The sequence below is a fragment of the Huintestinicola sp. genome, assembly GCF_050874005.1.
Taxonomy (GTDB): Bacteria; Bacillota; Clostridia; order Oscillospirales; family Ruminococcaceae; genus Huintestinicola.
Window position 1 is genome coordinate 41,828 of record NZ_JBNMJV010000017.1, and the last position, 16,953, is coordinate 58,780.

At 42.3% G+C, this 16,953-nt stretch carries 18 protein-coding genes; 9 read left to right on the plus strand and 9 right to left on the minus strand.

Translation table 11 applies throughout. The features are described 5' to 3' along the window. Positions 1-132 precede the first annotated feature (132 nt). Positions 133-291, minus strand: coding sequence for a hypothetical protein (locus ACR0QN_RS07565; RefSeq protein WP_432650594.1), 159 nt, complete (start codon positions 289-291; stop codon positions 133-135). Positions 292-429: 138 nt separating this feature from the next. Between ACR0QN_RS07565 and ACR0QN_RS07570 the strand changes: the two genes are divergently transcribed. Continuing rightward, the gene (locus ACR0QN_RS07570) at positions 430-633 is read left to right on the plus strand and encodes a helix-turn-helix transcriptional regulator (RefSeq protein WP_432650595.1); all 204 of its coding nucleotides are present in this window, start codon (positions 430-432) and stop codon (positions 631-633) included. Between the two features lie 97 nt (positions 634-730). Here ACR0QN_RS07570 and ACR0QN_RS07575 read toward each other — a convergent pair whose 3' ends face one another. Both ACR0QN_RS07575 and ACR0QN_RS07580 read right to left on the minus strand, forming a co-directional pair. Then, on the minus strand, positions 731-3,244 hold the full coding sequence (locus ACR0QN_RS07575; protein ID WP_432650596.1) for a heavy metal translocating P-type ATPase: 2,514 nt from the start codon (positions 3,242-3,244) through the stop codon (positions 731-733). Between the two features lie 13 nt (positions 3,245-3,257). Then, positions 3,258-3,557, minus strand: coding sequence for a metal-sensing transcriptional repressor (locus tag ACR0QN_RS07580; RefSeq protein ID WP_432650597.1), 300 nt, complete (start codon positions 3,555-3,557; stop codon positions 3,258-3,260). A 284-nt stretch (positions 3,558-3,841) separates the two neighbouring features. On the opposite strand from ACR0QN_RS07580, the gene ACR0QN_RS07585 reads away from it, so the two are divergent. Together ACR0QN_RS07585 and ACR0QN_RS07590 are read left to right on the plus strand one after the other, a co-directional pair. Continuing rightward, entirely contained in the window at positions 3,842-4,534 is a 693-nt protein-coding gene (locus ACR0QN_RS07585) for an iron-sulfur cluster assembly scaffold protein (protein ID WP_432650598.1), read from the plus strand. Between the two features lie 31 nt (positions 4,535-4,565). Next, on the plus strand, positions 4,566-5,567 hold the full coding sequence (locus ACR0QN_RS07590) for a GGGtGRT protein (protein WP_432650599.1): 1,002 nt from the start codon (positions 4,566-4,568) through the stop codon (positions 5,565-5,567). A gap of 158 nt (positions 5,568-5,725) precedes the next feature. Here the strand turns inward: ACR0QN_RS07590 and ACR0QN_RS07595 are convergent, their stop codons facing one another. The 4 genes from ACR0QN_RS07595 to ACR0QN_RS07610 all read right to left on the minus strand — a co-directional run bounded on the left by ACR0QN_RS07595 (position 5,726) and on the right by ACR0QN_RS07610 (position 10,188). Beyond that, positions 5,726-6,772, minus strand: a complete 1,047-nt coding sequence (locus ACR0QN_RS07595) for a tyrosine-type recombinase/integrase (RefSeq protein WP_432650600.1) — start codon at positions 6,770-6,772, stop codon at positions 5,726-5,728. Positions 6,773-6,790: 18 nt separating this feature from the next. Then, on the minus strand, positions 6,791-8,524 hold the full coding sequence (locus tag ACR0QN_RS07600; RefSeq protein WP_432650601.1) for a plasmid recombination protein: 1,734 nt from the start codon (positions 8,522-8,524) through the stop codon (positions 6,791-6,793). Positions 8,525-8,776: 252 nt separating this feature from the next. Next, positions 8,777-9,937, minus strand: a complete 1,161-nt coding sequence (locus ACR0QN_RS07605; protein WP_432650602.1) for a helicase RepA family protein — start codon at positions 9,935-9,937, stop codon at positions 8,777-8,779. 5 nt (positions 9,938-9,942) lie between these two features. Next, positions 9,943-10,188 carry a hypothetical protein gene (locus ACR0QN_RS07610; RefSeq protein WP_432650603.1) on the minus strand — a complete coding sequence of 82 codons (246 nt, stop codon included), beginning with the start codon at positions 10,186-10,188 and terminating at the stop codon, positions 9,943-9,945. 180 nt (positions 10,189-10,368) lie between these two features. Here ACR0QN_RS07610 and ACR0QN_RS07615 point away from each other — a divergent pair, with 180 nt between their 5' ends. The 5 genes from ACR0QN_RS07615 (at position 10,369) to ACR0QN_RS07635 (ending at position 13,393) form a co-directional block, all read left to right on the plus strand. Then, the gene (locus ACR0QN_RS07615; RefSeq protein WP_432650604.1) at positions 10,369-11,067 is read left to right on the plus strand and encodes a helix-turn-helix domain-containing protein; all 699 of its coding nucleotides are present in this window, start codon (positions 10,369-10,371) and stop codon (positions 11,065-11,067) included. Positions 11,068-11,397: 330 nt separating this feature from the next. Next, complete coding sequence (locus tag ACR0QN_RS07620) at positions 11,398-11,838, plus strand: MotA/TolQ/ExbB proton channel family protein (RefSeq protein WP_432650605.1); 441 nt, start codon at positions 11,398-11,400, stop codon at positions 11,836-11,838. Between the two features lie 10 nt (positions 11,839-11,848). Beyond that, positions 11,849-12,478, plus strand: a complete 630-nt coding sequence (locus ACR0QN_RS07625; protein WP_432650606.1) for a biopolymer transporter ExbD — start codon at positions 11,849-11,851, stop codon at positions 12,476-12,478. 4 nt (positions 12,479-12,482) lie between these two features. Beyond that, on the plus strand, positions 12,483-12,914 hold the full coding sequence (locus ACR0QN_RS07630) for a hypothetical protein (protein WP_432650607.1): 432 nt from the start codon (positions 12,483-12,485) through the stop codon (positions 12,912-12,914). Positions 12,915-12,928: 14 nt separating this feature from the next. Further along, positions 12,929-13,393 carry a hypothetical protein gene (locus ACR0QN_RS07635; RefSeq protein WP_432650608.1) on the plus strand — a complete coding sequence of 155 codons (465 nt, stop codon included), beginning with the start codon at positions 12,929-12,931 and terminating at the stop codon, positions 13,391-13,393. Positions 13,394-13,726: 333 nt separating this feature from the next. Here ACR0QN_RS07635 and ACR0QN_RS07640 read toward each other — a convergent pair whose 3' ends face one another. Next, the gene (locus tag ACR0QN_RS07640; protein ID WP_432650609.1) at positions 13,727-15,046 is read right to left on the minus strand and encodes an ATP-binding protein; all 1,320 of its coding nucleotides are present in this window, start codon (positions 15,044-15,046) and stop codon (positions 13,727-13,729) included. A gap of 225 nt (positions 15,047-15,271) precedes the next feature. On the opposite strand from ACR0QN_RS07640, the gene ACR0QN_RS07645 reads away from it, so the two are divergent. Then, entirely contained in the window at positions 15,272-15,784 is a 513-nt protein-coding gene (locus ACR0QN_RS07645) for a hypothetical protein (RefSeq protein ID WP_432650610.1), read from the plus strand. A 103-nt stretch (positions 15,785-15,887) separates the two neighbouring features. On the opposite strand, the gene ACR0QN_RS07650 is transcribed toward ACR0QN_RS07645, so the two are convergent. After that, entirely contained in the window at positions 15,888-16,688 is an 801-nt protein-coding gene (locus tag ACR0QN_RS07650; protein ID WP_432650611.1) for a hypothetical protein, read from the minus strand. Between the last annotated feature and the right edge of the window lie 265 nt (positions 16,689-16,953).

Sequence of the window (16,953 nt, forward strand, 5' to 3'; positions counted from 1 at the left end):
TTTTCAAACCTATTCCTTTCGGTGATGATTTATATTTTTATTATAATTCCAAATGGTGGGAATGTCAAGGCATAAATATACCGCTGTAACTTTTTGCTACAGCGGTTGTTTTGATATGATTAAGCAAACTGCTTACTCTTGTTCCCATCTGGGAGCGTGGTTTCCTGTAGGACTTGCAGGACATTTTCCAAGTACGTGGGGAGTACTTGTTGGAGCTTTTCCACTTGGTGTTGAAATCTTACCGCCCATTTTTCCGCATAACTGGCATCTTGATACAAAAACAATTGTCATTTTATTCTTTCCTTTCAATTTATATTTGCACCTATATAGGTGCAAATATATTATAAAACAATTTTATAATAATGTCAATATCTTTTTTTAATTTTTTTGAAAGCGGTGAGTTCAATAAACAAAGCAATAGAATCAAAGGTGGGAAATAACATTAGACTGCTGAGAGAACAGCGTCAGATAACACAGGATCAGCTTGCTTCACGCTTACAGATACGGGGCTGTGATATTACCAGAAGCGCAGTAGCTAAAATCGAGGTGGGACAGAGGCATCTTTATCCCGATGAAATAATTCTTATAAAGGAAATTCTTTCCGTTGAATACGAGGATATTTTCAGAATTTAGATCCGAGTTTAGATCCGAGTAATGTTTACTAACAAAAAATTCCGAAACACACTCCGCCCCCTGTCCTAAACGGCAGGAGGCGGATTGTGAAGGTCGGTCATTCAATTCCGAGGACTGTATAATCCTTGTCCTCAACGGCTTTTCTGAGGACTGCATCGTCTGCGGGAGCGGAAAGGGTAACGACTGCCGTTCCCTTTTCGTGGCTCACTTCGGCGGAAACAACGCCGTTTACCGCTTCAAGAGCTTTCTTCACCGCCGCTTCGCAGTGACCGCACATCATACCTTCGATCTTGAGTGTCTTTGTCATAACTTTTTTCTCCTTTTTGTGTTTGGGTTTAATTTTTTTATCCTTATCGGCATTGTGAATGTCGATAAAATTCAGTCTGAGAGCGTTTGTTACAACGCAGAAGCTGGACAGGCTCATCGCCGCTGCGGCGAACATCGGGTTCAGCTGCAATTTAAACAGCGGTATCCACACTCCTGCCGCAAGGGGTATGCCTATGGCGTTATAGATAAATGCCCAGAAAAGGTTTTGCTTTATATTTCTGAGAGAGGCACGGCTGAGACGTATTGCTGCAGGGACATCTGTGAGCCTGCTTTTCATCAGTACCACGTCTGCCGCATCAATTGCCACGTCAGTCCCTGCGCCGATTGCAATTCCCACATCTGCCCGGGTGAGGGCAGGGGCGTCGTTTATGCCGTCGCCCACCATTGCCGTTCTGCCCTCTGCGGACAGCTTTCGGATAACGCTTTCCTTGCCCTCGGGCAGTACTTCTGCAATGACCTCGTCCACTCCCGCAAGCCTTCCTACGGCTTTGGCGGTACGCTTATTATCACCTGTGAGCATTACCGTTCTGATACCCATTCTGCGAAGCTCCGAGACCGCTCGGGGGCTGTCCTCCTTAATAACGTCCGCAACGGCTATCATTCCCATAAGTCTGCCGTTTTCCGAGAAGAAAAGGGGAGTTTTGCCCTCTTCCGAGAGAGACTGTGCCTTTGCCTGTATTTCCTCGGAAATGTCTGCGTGAGTGCTTATGAATTTCAGATTGCCCCCGTATATTTCCCTGCCTCCGCAATGTGCCGAAAGACCGCTGCCTGCATATGCCCTGAAATCTGTGACCTCAAAAGGCGTGATGTTCTGTTCCTCGGCGGCGAGGACGATGGCTTTGGCAAGGGGGTGCTCGCTTTTTTTCTCTGCGGAATATGCGGCTTGCAGAAGCGCTTCGGGGGAAATATCATTTGCAGGGATAATGTCTGTGACCTTTGGCGCACCCTCGGTGATTGTCCCTGTTTTGTCGAGAGCGACTATCTCCACCTCGCCTGCTGCTTCAAGTGAAGCAGCTGTTTTAAACAGTATGCCGTTTTTAGCTCCCACTCCGTTTCCCACCATTACCGCTACGGGAGTGGCAAGTCCCAATGCACAGGGACAGCTTATCACAAGCACCGAGATGCCTCTTGCAAGTGCAAACCCTGCGGTCTGTCCCGCAAGCAGCCATACGACCGTTGTAACGGCGGCTATAGCTATTACCGCAGGGACGAACACTCCCGAAACCTTGTCGGCGGTTTTGGCGATGGGTGCTTTGGTTGCCGCTGCGTCGCTTACCATTTGTATGATGTGAGAAAGGGCGGTATCCTCGCCAACATTGACCGCTTCGCACTTTAAAAATCCCGACTGATTTATGGTTGCGGCGGAAACTCTGTCACCCGCCGTTTTGTCCACGGGAATACTTTCGCCTGTTAGAGCTGATTCGTTTACGGCGCTTTCGCCCTCAATGACTTTTCCGTCCGCAGGAATGCTCTCTCCCGGGCGGACAACGAATATATCTCCCTTATTGACCTCGTCTGCGGGAATGGTCTCCTCCGCTCCGTTCCTTATTATCGTGGCGGTTTTGGGAGCAAGCTTTATGAGACTTTTCAGAGCGTCGGTAGTCTTGCCCTTGGAGCGGGCTTCAAGCATTTTTCCCACGGTTATGAGCGTAAGTATCATCGCTGCGGATTCAAAGTAGAACTCGTGCATCAGGCTCATAACTCCTTCGCTGTCGCCCTTTACCTGTGCATCGGTCATTGCGAAAAGGGCATAAACGCTGTATATGAATGCCGCAGATGAACCTATCGCCACAAGGGAGTCCATATTTGGAGCTTTATTTGCAAGAGCTTTAAAGCCGCTTATGAAAAATTTCTGGTTTATTACCATTATTATAACGGTGAGCAGGAGCTGGACAAGTCCCATTGCAACGTGATTTCCCTCAAGAAAAGCGGGAAGTTCCCAGCCCCACATCATATGACCCATTGAGACATACATCAGCAGGAGAAGAAATCCTACAGACCATATAAGCCTTTTTTTCAGCAGGGGATAGTCCCTGTTTTCAAGCTCCGCCGCCGCTTCGTCTGCGCTTTTGCGGCTCTTTTCGGCGCCCTTTGGGGAGGCTCCGTAGCCTGCCGCTTCCACTGCAGATATTATTTCCTCGGGTGAAGCCGTTCCCTCCACGCCCATTGAATTTGTGAGCAGGCTCACCGAGCAGGAAGTCACGCCCTTGACCGCCGAGACAGCCTTTTCCACACGTGCGCTGCAGGCGGCGCAGCTCATTCCCGTAATATTATACTGTTTCAATATACTTTTCCTTTCATTTCATCAGCCTTTGGAGGGTATCGAGCAGCTCGTCTATGACCTCGTCCTTTCCCTCTCTTATATCATCTGCAACACAGGTGCGGATATGTGTGCCCAGAAGCTCTTTATTAAATGAGTTGACGGCGGCGGTGACGGCGGCTGCCTGCACCATTATATCCGGGCAATAGGCGTCTCTTTCCACCATACCCTTAATGCCCCGAATCTGTCCCTCGATGCGGTTAAGTCTGTTGATAAGGCGCTTCTTTTCGTCGTCGGTTCGCTGCTTTGAGTCGTGGCAGCGGCAGCATTTTGCCATTTTATCAGTCCTTTACGTGCTTTTTATGCTTATATTATATACCCCCGTGGGGTATTTGTCAAGGGCAATATCATAATTTTTTATATACTATAATTAACTATGATTTTAGGATATAACGGAAAATCCGACATCATTATTATCAAAATATGCCCAAATATGCATTACTTGTTTAAATTATAAAAAAGATACTTGATTTTTGACAGAAAATAATGTATAATTGTTTTATGCGATGTCGGAGTCTTTTTTCTGCATCGGCGAAAATTTGAAAGGAGTTTGTAACTAATATGATCTATTCTCATGAGGTTGAAACAATGTGCCCCGTGGCACAGGGCGTTGCACACGGTGCTGCTCCGATCCCCGAAGAAGCAAAGTGGGTAAAGGCTAAGGAAATCAAGGACATTTCCGGCTTCACACACGGCATTGGCTGGTGTGCTCCTCAGCAGGGTACCTGTAAGCTTACCCTCAACGTTAAGGAGGGCGTTATCCAGGAGGCTCTCGTTGAGACTATCGGATGTTCCGGTATGACCCACTCCGCTGCTATGGCTGCTGAGATCCTTCCCGGCAGAACCATTCTCGAGGCTCTTAACACAGACCTGGTTTGCGATGCTATCAACACAGCTATGAGAGAACTTTTCCTCCAGATCGTTTACGGACGTTCACAGTCTGCATTCTCTGAGGATGGTCTTGTTGTAGGCGCAGGACTCGAGGACCTCGGTAAGGGCCTCCGTTCACAGGTTGGTACAATGTACGGTACTCTCGCAAAGGGTCCCCGTTACCTTGAAATGACCGACGGTTATGTTACAGGTATTGCTCTCAACGCTGATAAGGAGATCATCGGCTACCAGTTCGTTAACTTTGGTAAGATGATGGACTTCATCAAGGGCGGAGATGATGCAAACACAGCATTTGAGAAGGCTAAGGGTCAGTATGGCCGTGTAGCTGACGCTGTTGAGATCATCGACCCCAGAAAGCAGTAATCACTGAAATATAATTAAGGAGGTTATAATAATGGCTTTATTTGAATCATATGAAAGAAGAGAAAAGCAGATTCTCGAGGTTCTGGGTAAGTACGGAATCAACTCCATTGAAGAGTGTGCAGATATCTGCAAGGCTAAGGGCTTTGATCCTTACAAGATCACAGAAGGCATTCAGCCTATCTGCTTTGAGAATGCTAAGTGGGCTTACACTGTAGGCTGCGCTATTGCAATCAAGAAGGGCTGCACAAGAGCTGCTGACGCTGCTGCTGCTATCGGAGAGGGCCTCCAGGCTTTCTGTATCCCCGGTTCTGTTGCTGATCAGAGAAAGGTTGGTCTCGGTCACGGAAATCTCGGCAAGATGCTCCTTGAGGAGGAGACAAAGTGCTTCGCATTCCTGGCAGGTCACGAGTCCTTCGCTGCTGCTGAGGGTGCTATCGGTATTGCTGAGAAGGCAAACAAGGTTCGTAAGGAACCTCTTCGTGTTATCCTCAACGGTCTCGGCAAGGACGCTGCTCAGATCATTGCTCGTATCAACGGCTTTACATACGTTGAGACTGAGATGGATTACTACACCGGCGAGGTCAAGGAAGTATTCCGCAAGTCTTACTCCGAAGGCCTCAGAGCTAAGGTTAACTGCTACGGCGCTAACGACGTAACAGAGGGCGTTGCTATTATGTGGAAGGAAGGCGTTGACGTTTCCATCACAGGTAACTCCACCAACCCCACTCGTTTCCAGCACCCCGTTGCAGGCACATACAAGAAGGAATGTGTTGAAAAGGGCAAGAAGTACTTCTCCGTTGCTTCCGGCGGCGGCACAGGACGTACTCTCCACCCCGATAACATGGCTGCAGGTCCTGCTTCCTACGGCATGACCGATACTATGGGCAGAATGCACTCCGACGCTCAGTTTGCTGGTTCTTCTTCCGTTCCCGCTCACGTTGAGATGATGGGTCTTATCGGTATGGGCAACAATCCTATGGTTGGTGCTACTGTTGCTTGTGCTGTTGCTGTTGAAGAGGCTATGAAGGCATAATAGCAACGTATTTACGTGCTTTCACGCTATTTCCGAACTTACTGAAACAGCTGATTTTTACCTTGTAATACACAAGTAATACACAGGTAATACACACTCGTAATACACAAATGCAAGTCTGGGCAGAGAGCTTTTTCTCTGTCAGACTTGCATTTTTGTTACTTGATTTTTTCAATCTCTGTACGAAGATTTTCTATTGTTCTGTGAGTATAAACACGCTCGGTAACATCATTGACGTTGTGACCGATAATGAGCTTCAGGCAATACTCGTTCAGATCTGCTTCCTTTGCCCGTGTAATGAATGTGTGACGTACTTCATGGGGAATGTGATCCATATTCAGGCGTTCCATTATCTCCTTGAATCTGGTATAGTACATTCCATAGTCCATTTCCGAGCCATTCTTACCGTTATCATCGTAAAACAGCTGTATTCTGTCGGGATCGTACCATTTCTCTACCAATGGACGTATTCTGGAATGTATCGGAACGCATCTGTTTTTGCCTGCTTCGGTTTTCATACCGCCTGTCATAGTGCCGCTTTCAAGGTCAATATCAGCGGTTTTCAGCGTAGCAAGCTCCTGTGGACGCCACCCCGAATAGATGCCTATAAGTATCATATCCACAAAGGGAATGTCAATGTTGTCCCAAAGCAGCTGTATTTCTTTTTCAGAAAAAGGCTTTCGGCTGCGTTCAGGCTCTTCCTTTTTTACGCTGTTACAGAGGGCTGCATAATCCTTATCAACGATCTCGTGTTTGAGGGCATATCGGAACATCAGATTATAAAGCGATTTCATTCGGTTCTTCGTGTCTGCTCCTATCTGTGCGTCCTTTATCGTACCTTCCATATGAGAGGGACGAATGTCCTTCATTCGCATATTCCAAAGGGGCTTGCTGTGGTTATATGCAGATTTCCACGTTCTCCGGGCAGAGGGTACAATGGTTTCAAAATGCTCGGCAGACCATTTTTCATAAACCTCGCTGAAAGTAATGGAGTTGGTATTTATATCGTATGGATTTTCGTTGTAGTTGGCAAGAGCAACCAAGGCTTCCTGCTTTGTAGCGTAATATCCGATAGTGAGATATTGTTGTTTTACAGTACCGCTTTGCTCGTCCAAAAGCCACCCCGAAGTCTTGCGTGCTCTCCAAGGCTTTCTGCGCTTGCCCGGCAGCTTATGAACGGAGCCGTAGCTGTTTGGCTGTTTCATTTGTTTTCCTCCCCGAATTTATCTCTCATAGTAATTATTTGTGCGTTCAGGTTCTATGAAATGGCTCATATTTTCTCTGATCTCGCTGTCAATAGCACTTTTGTCGATGGAATCAAACTCGCCGAGCTTTCGGAAAATATTATCCGTAAACAGGCTGATACCTGTTGCAAGTGCCTTGCTTATCCCCGAAAGTCCTCGGTTATATTGATCCGAATATACAAGGGCATTCAGAGCGAGTACCGCCTTAATAAATGACTGCTTTATAAAGGAAAGCTGTTCGGTGAGCTTGTCAATGAGCGACCTGCTTTCGGAAATTTCCCTTTCAGCTTCGGCAATGCGGTTTTTAGTTCTGTCTATGAAAATTTGAACCATTTCAATCGGAGTCTTGTCCTTCATCTGTGACCAAGGCAAGCGAAGTTCGTCACTCACAAGTTGGTCAATAGCGTGATTTTCGTTCTGCAGCTCCCTGATTTTTTCTTCCGCATCGGTTTTATCATCTTTGAACGGAATGCCAAGTGCCTGACGTATATACAGTATCTCCGATGTTTTTGTATCTCGTTCCTCCTTGACTTTACGAACCTCACGCTCCAATTCCGAATACCTCTTATTAAGTTCAAGCTGTTCATTGTATTCATTTTCGGCAGCTTTTAGCTTTTTCTCAGCCTTTGCTTCAAGCTCCTGCAGCTTCATCTTTTCAATTTCAACAGCATTTGCAGCGTCGCTTACACGCCTTTCGGAAGATCTGACTTTTTCCTCACGTTTATCAAGCTCCGAGCTTCGGTCAGCTAAGCGGGACAGGCTTTCCGATTCCTTAACGGATATTTCCACTTCACGCTTATCAAGTTCCTGCTTACGATGCTCAATGCTGTCACTTTTCCGTTTGATTTCGATTGACTGAACAGCTACAGCCTTTTTCTGTGTTTCAAGCTGTTCAAATTCTTCTGGAGATACCGTTATGTTATGTGAAAGAAGCTGTTTCTTTCCGATAACTACTGTTTCTTCTGCAACAAGCTCCATTTCACGAAGCGGTGTTAATTCTTCGTTCAGCCTTTTCTTCTCTTCCTGTATTTCACGATATTCCTCACAAGTAAAGCTGTGACCTCTGCTTTCTTCGGGCGGTGCGATAATAAATCCGTGAGATTCGCATATTTCGGTAAACACCTGGCGTTCGTGTGCTCTCCATTTAATTGCGGCATCCTTTCCCGTGTACCCCATTTCTGCAAGAGCCTGTGCCATTGCATTCCGTGTGTCAATCCCGGTTTTGTAATGACCTATCGGAATGTAGTCAATATGCAAATGCGGTGTAGCCTCGTCCATATGTATTACAGCATTGAACACAAAGAAATTCGGATTGTTTTTCAGATAATGCTCCATATACTCCTGCAAACACTGTTTTGCGATTTCGGCATCGGGTGTTCCGCAGCCTGTGTCGTTCATTGTACCTACCTGAACCAGATCCTCATAGAAGCTTTTCTGCTTGTTATTTCCGATAATAGTATATTCGCAGATTTTGTGATTAAACAAATGCGTGTAATAGTCAGTCTGTATCCTACGGCACTTTCGTGTCTGCTTCTTGTTGTACCGCTCTATTGCTCCGTCAAAAAGTGTTCGGTATGCTTCTTCCAGTGGAATGCTAACCAACACAACATTTTGCGGTGTGCGTGTCGGGTCAATATTCTTTGCACTGAACACTCTGTTATTGTGAGTAAGGCTGCCTTTGCCTACTTCGTGGGATATTCTTTTTCCTTCCATAATTGCGTTCTCCTTTCAAGTAAATTTTGTGGTGTGCGGATAGAGTTCTGTTACTCTTTCCAAGAGTAACCCCGAGGTACTATTGGACATTCCGCACACTCCATATCCAATAGTTCGGGGCTCTCCGAGGGGGATTTCGCTTTCTGCGGAAAGCGATGGAAAGCTGACGCTTTCCCAATAGCGTGACGATGCGTGTCGATGGTGACGGTCTTTTTGACACCGCATCCACTCCTCAAAACATCGTCACGACCGTCACGCATCGACACGGCTGATTTCGCCTTCCAGCCAAAATCGCACAAGCCGTCCGTTATGAGTACGCTTGCTTTCGTAGCGGATACCATATTCATTATATAGCCTTCCCGAATTAACATTCAGTTTCAGCGTAAGCGTGTTTGGCTTAATTTCGATACCAAGCAAAGATACCAATTCGGTAGGAGAACCTTGCCATTCGGGATTATTGCTGTTGATGAATTCCGAGATTTTCTCCAATATCGGTTCGGGCGGATTTTTCCAAAGTTCCGTTTCTGCCTTTTCAAGCTCCCAAGCAAGAGTTTCACGATTTCGGGTAACGTGCAGCTTCTGGTCCTGCTGATCACGTCCCGATATTTCAAGTACAGCTTTATCGGAAGTTCGCTTTTCCTTATACAGAAGAAATGCTCCGTCCGCTGCTCCGAGAAGTCCGTTGGTTCCCGAGATCATATCAAAGTTATCGTCCGATTTCTGTTTACGGGTGTGATGAACAAGCAAAAGACATATCTTATTTGCATCTGAAAATTTTTTCAGCTGAGAGATAATATCATAATCGTTCCCATAGCTGAACGATTCACCCGAGGTTTCACGGACTTTCTGCAATGTATCAATTATAATAAGTGCGGTATCACGGTGCTCAGCAATAAATCCGCTTAACTGCTCGGTCAAGCCTTTTCCAAGCTGATTTGAGGTTACGGAAAAGAATAAATTGTCTGTACTTTCCGTTCCAAACATTCGGTATAAACGGCTTTGCAGGCGGCGGTAATCATCTTCGAGAGCAAGATAAAGAACAGTACCTTTGCGAACGGGATAGTTCCAAAGCGGTGTCCCTGTGCTGACGTGATATGCAAGCTGTGCCATAAAAAAGCTCTTGCCGAGTTTCGGCGCTCCGACAAAAAGATAAGTTCCCGGGTACAGCAATCCGTCAATTATCGGTGGACTGCTGTAAAAGACGCTTTCATACAGTTCTGACATTGAAACGGTTTTTATGTATGACGAATCCAACTCCCGAAGAAAATCCATCTGCATACGGCGAAAATTTTCCTCGCAGATATTGAAGTTCTCGCTCGTATCTGTTATAATAGTATTGGTGTTATTGCCTGACTGCTCCGCATCTGCGCCAACAGATGAGATCGGGGCGGTCATTTTTTCTTCCTGCATCATATAGTTCAGTCACCGTCCGTTCCTGTGGGAGCTGCTTCGGCAAAGTAGCCAAGCTCCTCCCATACCTTTTTATCGGGGCAATAGTAGCTATACTCGCTGGAGCCGTCGTTTTTATAGGCGAACCCGAACTTGAGTATTCCACGCTGCAGCCCGACTCTAAGAAACTGTGCGCTTTTTCCCGTTGCCTGTGCGATTTCCACAAGCGGAACATTCCTGCCCGTGAATTTGGGCGGGGTAATTGTGTAATTCATTAAAATCCTCCTTTATATATTGACATTTGAGATTATTTATGGTAGAATAAAGACACTATAAGTTGCAATTAAGAAACTCAATGTGTACTACCAACAACTACAGTATAGTACACTATAAGTGATTTGTCAATAACTCAAAAGTGATTTTGTAAGTCTATCCAAAATCAGAGGGGGATTTTTGTGTTTTATAACCAATTGATAAAGCTTTGTGAAGAAAATAACGAGAAGCCAACGCCATTACTTCGTTCTCTTGGATTGAGTGCTACTAACTTGAAACGCTGGCAGAACGGTTCTACAGTAAATTCAGAGATCCTTGCGAAGTTGGCAGATCATTTCAACGTTCCCGTTGATTATTTCTTTCAGGAAGATGATAATGAAAATGAAGCGGCAATAACCAATGATGCCAATGCTTTTCAGAAGGTGTACAATATTTTCAGAGCACACCCCGATAATATCGCCAGCTTTTTAAGCGGTGACAAAATACCCGTGTATAACTATGAGCAGATTGTCAAGTATCTGGCTTGCAGTGACGATTACCTGTTCAACAAAAGCAACAGCCCCGTCATCGACAAAAGCATTAAGCCGTGTAACAACCTTAGTGCCAAGGAGTACATTCTTAATATTATGAATAAGCTGCCTGCCAACAGCGATTATCAGGTTATGCAGGTGAAGCTGTCCTATATCGTTATCAATAATCTGAAAAAGGTCGGCAAGGGAAAAGCTGAACTGATCGAGCTAAAACTTGCTCAGAAGAAAATCGACAGGCTTTATGATGATACTATTGAGGACAGTAAGAAGAGAGGGCTTAATCTGTCCGATCTGAATCGTATTGTTGAGGCGTTTGATTTGAGTTATGATTTTTTGTTTACAGGAAAATAATATGAACTGCCACGGAGGGTTAATTATGAAATGTGTAAATTGCGGTAATACGAATAAAAGTACTTTACACGATGAAGGTGACACTTTTTATTGTTCAAATTGTTGTCACAGAACATCAAAAGAAACTGGAATGGACGATCTTGTAGAATGTCCGTATTGTCATCGAATGAGAGATCGCAAAGCAATGTATTGTCATTGGTGTAATGATTCCACATGGCAGCCAAGTTCACCGGGTGAATTCGATGAAATTGATAGGATTTTAAAAGATATGGGTTTTTAATGAATTTTTTATTAACATTTCTTCGTTTGAGTTAACCTAGGAGGTATATTATGTCGTTTATTAATGTATTACTTAATAGCGGATCGGACAACTTTTTAATTATTATTGTAGCTATCTTGGAACTAGCCCTCTTCATTTCTTCTATAATACTTAGTATTTGGATAAGTAAGTATTTTAAAGATGGAAAAGAACGAGATCTTAAGAAATCAATATATTATGCGTTAGATATTGTATACAACGTTTTTGTGACAATAATCTCTATGTTTCCGTTATTGGGTATGCTTGGAACGGTAATATCCTTAATAGGATTAGGAAATGTTTTTCAAATGGATGGTGCTGACATGAACGGAATAAAATCCGAATTTTTTCTTGCTTTAACTTCAACTGCTTGGGGCATTATATTTTCTTTGATATATAAATCTTTTAATGCGGTTGCGCAACCTACTATTGAAAACCAGATTGAAAAAGCAAAAAAAGTGCTCAAAATTTGAGGTGTATAAGATGAAGAAAAGAGAAGCTATTTTAGATTTTACATCATTACTTGATGTAATAATGTTGATACTGTTTTTCTTCGTTATTTTTGCCCAGCTTGATACAAGTGAAGCAATCTCAAATGCCAAAATGGAACAAGAAAAAGCTGAACAACAAATTGCTGATGCGCAAGCGGAATGGGAAGCAGCTAATGAAGCTAAAGATAAAGCTAATGCAGAATTGGAGCAGCTTCAACAAGCCAATGCTCTGGCAGAATCGATAATTATTAATGGAGCAGATGACTTTGATAGGGCGCTACGGCTTAAAATTATGCTTTTTTGTGAGAATGATAGTTGGGTAATTACAGTAAACTGTTCAAAGCAAGAAAACGGTGAGATCAGATACGAAGAAATTGATAGAATTCTTGATGTCAGAAATCGTGATGCATTGAGTTTAGCAAATGATTTTCACAAAATAATAAGTGATTACGGTTATTCTCAAGAAGATGCTTTTTTGTGTGATCTAATGTTTGATTCACTTGCTTCCGGTTCAAATAAAGCAAAAAGAAACACTGACAAAATGTTGAGTATTCTTCAAAATGATCTTGGATATACGCATTTATTCAATTCAACCACAGATTTGGCAGATTTAAAGGAGTAAGAAAATGAAAAAACTAAAGGGTTCTTCTTTATTAACTGTAGTAATTGTTTTAGCTATAGCAGCTGTTGTCGGAGCTGTAATTTATTTTCTGGGAAAAGGTGGATTTGGTCTCGGTGGCGGAAAGGGGGATGGTGAAGGTGATGGAAATGCCGAAGAAGTCCAACAGGTAATGGTAACTGTACAAGAATCGACTACGATAGAAGTCACTACAAAAGAAATAGAGTATGTTGAGGTCACAGTTCATGAAACAACATATCTCTATAATAATAAAGTATATGAGATTGATGAAATCAATTCGCTGATTGATAACATTAAAAATTCTGAAGGAAGAATTAACGTTAGGATTACAGATGATAATGCTGCTTCCAAAGCATATTCACAATTGATTTCTGAATTAGAGGATAATATGATAACATATATTGAGTTATCTGAATAAAGGAGAGAATAATCTTGCACTTTACAAAGCACGTTGTTATCGGAGTTATTAGCATTGCATTAGCCGTTTCTTTAACCGGTTGCGATAATCCAATAGAAAAAATCTTTACAAAAGAAAAGAACGAGGACACTATTGCAGAAACTGTTAATCAAGTTAAAACCGAAATTAATTCTTATTCTACCTCTGTTTCAGTTGTTGATATTCTTGATGAAACATCGGTAGAAAGCACTGTATCAGAGGAATATTGTGAAACTGGCGGTGGTAATGCAGATACATATAAAGAGATTGAAATCACTGTGTCAGATAATCAGTATTTTTACAATAACCACGAAATAACTTTGTCGGAAGTATGTGAAATACTTGATAGCCTTGACTCAAATACCACAATAATACTTTTTGATGAAATGGCGACAGAAAGTGCCTTTTCAAAGATTACAGATTATTTGGATGAACGAAAAATATCGTATGAGATGAAATGATGTCGTAGGTGATGTAATTCAAAATCGGCAGCTGAATGAAATACACAAGTAATACACAATACTCCCCGAACCTTCGTATTTTCGGGGAGTATTGTTGCTGTTGAAGAGGCTATGAAGGCTTGAGTTTAATGGCTTAAATACGTCGTTTGACGGATACTTAAAATCCCTCCCCGATTTTTTTCGGGGAGGGATTTTTTGCTTTTTTTGACACTTTTTCAGCAATTTGTCTCCCATTTGTCTCCCAAAATTTTTTGTGGAGACAATTCGGGTGACAAGTTGGGTGACAAATTTTATCATGTGAGCGTCATACGGATAATAAATTATCTGTTGCCTTTATTCCATTATTAACCAATCTATCAGATTTACCGATTTGATTCCCTCATAAGAATTTTCCATGCCTGTATTCATAGACAGTACGATTTTCTCATAATTGTCGGGGATCTTCTGCAATGGCTTCAGTTCCCGCTGACGCACATCTTCACTCGTCATTGACTCCGTGACCTGAATGTAGAGCTTGGTATCGGGTTTTACTGCTATAAAATCGACCTCCAGATTATCGACCTTACCGATAGAAACATCATACCCTCTGCGCAGCAGTTCAAAGAATACGACGTTCTCCAGGGCATGTCCGATGTCACGATCTCTGAAACCGAGCAGGAAATTCCTAAGCCCTATATCTACGATGTAATACTTTCCGAGTGTACGCAGATATTCCTTGCCTTTGATGTCAAACCTCTTGATTTCATAGAAAAAGTAGGATTCAAGCAGTGCATTTACATACGCCTGGACAGTATGTGCACTTGGTGTTCCTTTGTGTCTTCCGTCCTCCAGCAGTCCTTCATTTACAAGCGTATTTCCGATAGAGGAAACGGAAATATTACTGCCGATATTATCAGCGAGAAACATAACGATTTTTTTGAGCAGAATGGGGTCTGAGATCTGCTTTTGTCCACGCCTGTTTTCCCGCTCCAGAATATCTCTCATTATAACGGTAGAGTAGATACCTTCCAGCAGAACAAGCGATTTCTCCTGATCCAGACCCACATCAGCGATGCCCGGCATACCGCCGAACCGCATATAGGCAATGAACACATCGTTCATTTCGTATATATCGCCGTTTTTATCAAATATCTGTTTGCGTATGCCTCCCAAGGCACTTTTTGACTCCTTGATCTCAAATCCGAAAAAGTACAGGAACTCGGTGAATGACAGGGGAAGTACCTTTATTTCTACACATCTGCCCGACAGATATGTTGCGTATTCTGATGAAAGCATATAGGCGTTGGAGCCTGTAACATAAATGTCACAGTTAAAATCCACACGGAAAGAGTTGACGGCGTTTTCCCATCCGGGAATGCGCTGCACTTCGTCAAAGAAAAGGTACATTCTTTTATTTGGAATGGTGTGCTGCTTGACATAGGCGTAAAACTCGTCGCTGCTCATATTTCTGAAGTCATAGGACTCAAAATTCATTTCGAGGATCTGTTCGTCGGCTATGCCGTTTTCCTTCAAATGGTCAGCCATCAGCTTTAACAGGCTGGATTTGCCGCATCTGCGTATGCCTGTGATAACCTTTACCGGTTCGGTGTCCTTAAAGGCTATAAGTTTGTTAAGGTACAGGTCCCTTTTTTTGAGTTCGTGAGTATCGATCATCCTGTGTTCCTCCTTCAATTAGTCAGCGTTTTGTAGCATTATAGCATAAATTTTCAAAATTGTCAAGTTTATGCTTTCAAATGCAAAAAATGCGCTATTGTACTGCTTAATGTAAGAGCTTTCTTATGGTTAAATAAGGTATCAGAATGGTTGTTGTACAAATTAAACATTTTTCTCTATGCAAATAGCGCTTGGCTTTGTTTAAATATCCAAAAATTACAGCTTTTGAAAAATGATGAATTATTTATGATAGAATTCGCTTATCAGGTTAATCCTGAAATATATTTACTGGGAGAGAGTTCTATGAAAAAAGAAATGTCAATTATTAATGTTCCTGAAGAGAGCGCAAGCGAATTTGCTTGCAAGTTTAGTGCTTGTCAGCAAGAGACCATGTCAAACGTTGGAGAGTCTGATCCTTTTATGGCGGTTCATAAATGGGCAGAGCGCAATAATCTTATTTCGGATAGCAACGAGAAAGATTTTGAAATGTGTGGAGTTATTAACAGGAACGCAAAGTCAGGTGTTCCTAGCAATCACTTTTTTGACTTTAAAAACAAATTTTATGTGGGAAAAGGTGGCCCTATATCCATCGAAACCTGCGTCGTGATGCTTTTTCCTACCGGTTCAAATAAACCTTGCTTCATTTATTTGGACAAATTCGACGCATCTAAATCGTTATTGCTTGCCAATAGCGAACAAGCCTACAGCAATTTTAAACAATATGTTTTGACGAAATAAAAGCACGGGCATTCTCGTGCTTTTATTTTTTTAAACACATTAGCTGTAATATAAGGGGGCGGCATTACAGATAGAGTATACAGTATGCTCTATGAGAAAATGCTTAATCATTCTTTGCTTTAATCTTATTTGCCTTTTCCCATATTTCATCTGAATACTTGCGCAAGTTATAATTATTTAAAAGAAAATCTGCAATTTGAGAATATTTTTGTTTATCATGCTCTCCTTGGCTGTAACATTTTGTTTGGGGCTTCGGGTTAAATCTGGCGTGATAACGGAACATTTCAAGAGCTTTAAAGCGTACAAAGTGTATTGCTTGAATATAATCAATATAATGGCGAATAACTGCTTCAAGACTATCAGAATTATTTTCTGAAATGATGTCTTTCAGTGCTTTTTTGTATAGCTTTTGTTCTATGAAAATCATTGGCGAAAAAGCTGTTTTGTATGAGAAATATGAGTTGTTTTCATTGTCTATATCTATTGCAGACACAAGAATTGAATCTTGGTTTACCCATTTTGAAAATGCCTTCATAATAATTTCTTTCATATCATTTTCAAGGTGTGCTAAATCCATTGTTGCCATATAATAATCCAGAATGATTTCAATTCTTTTATGGAAAATAATTGAATATAATTCTATGGATTTACTAAAAATCTTTATAGGAGTATCAATGTCAGTTGAGGGTCTGAGCCTTTTTATGGCAGCTTCATATTTATTCAAGCTATCAACAAGGTTTCTAAATTCACTGACATTCTTAATTACAAACTCATTTTCGTAGACTTTTTGGGGTACAAAAGTGTTATCGAAAAAAAGACCTAACCAGCTGGCGAATGATCTTTCTTTATATGGATTAATAAGCTTTTCAACAGGTTTATGGGGTTTATTGGATTGATCAAGCATGTCAGTAACGTATTTAACAGTTAATTTATACTCTAAACGGATATATGAAAAGTATCCGTTTTAAGTCGATTTCGCACCAAAACGGACGTCCGCAGATTACGGATACCCTAAACGGAAAGGAAGGATAGGAATGCATAGAAATCTTAGTTTCGAAGAAGAAAAAGAATTTCTTTCAGCATACACCAAACAAGCCGAAGCAGGTCAAATCGTAGATCTTAATGAATTGAAAGCTGCATACATCGAAAAAGTTGGACATTCCATTGGA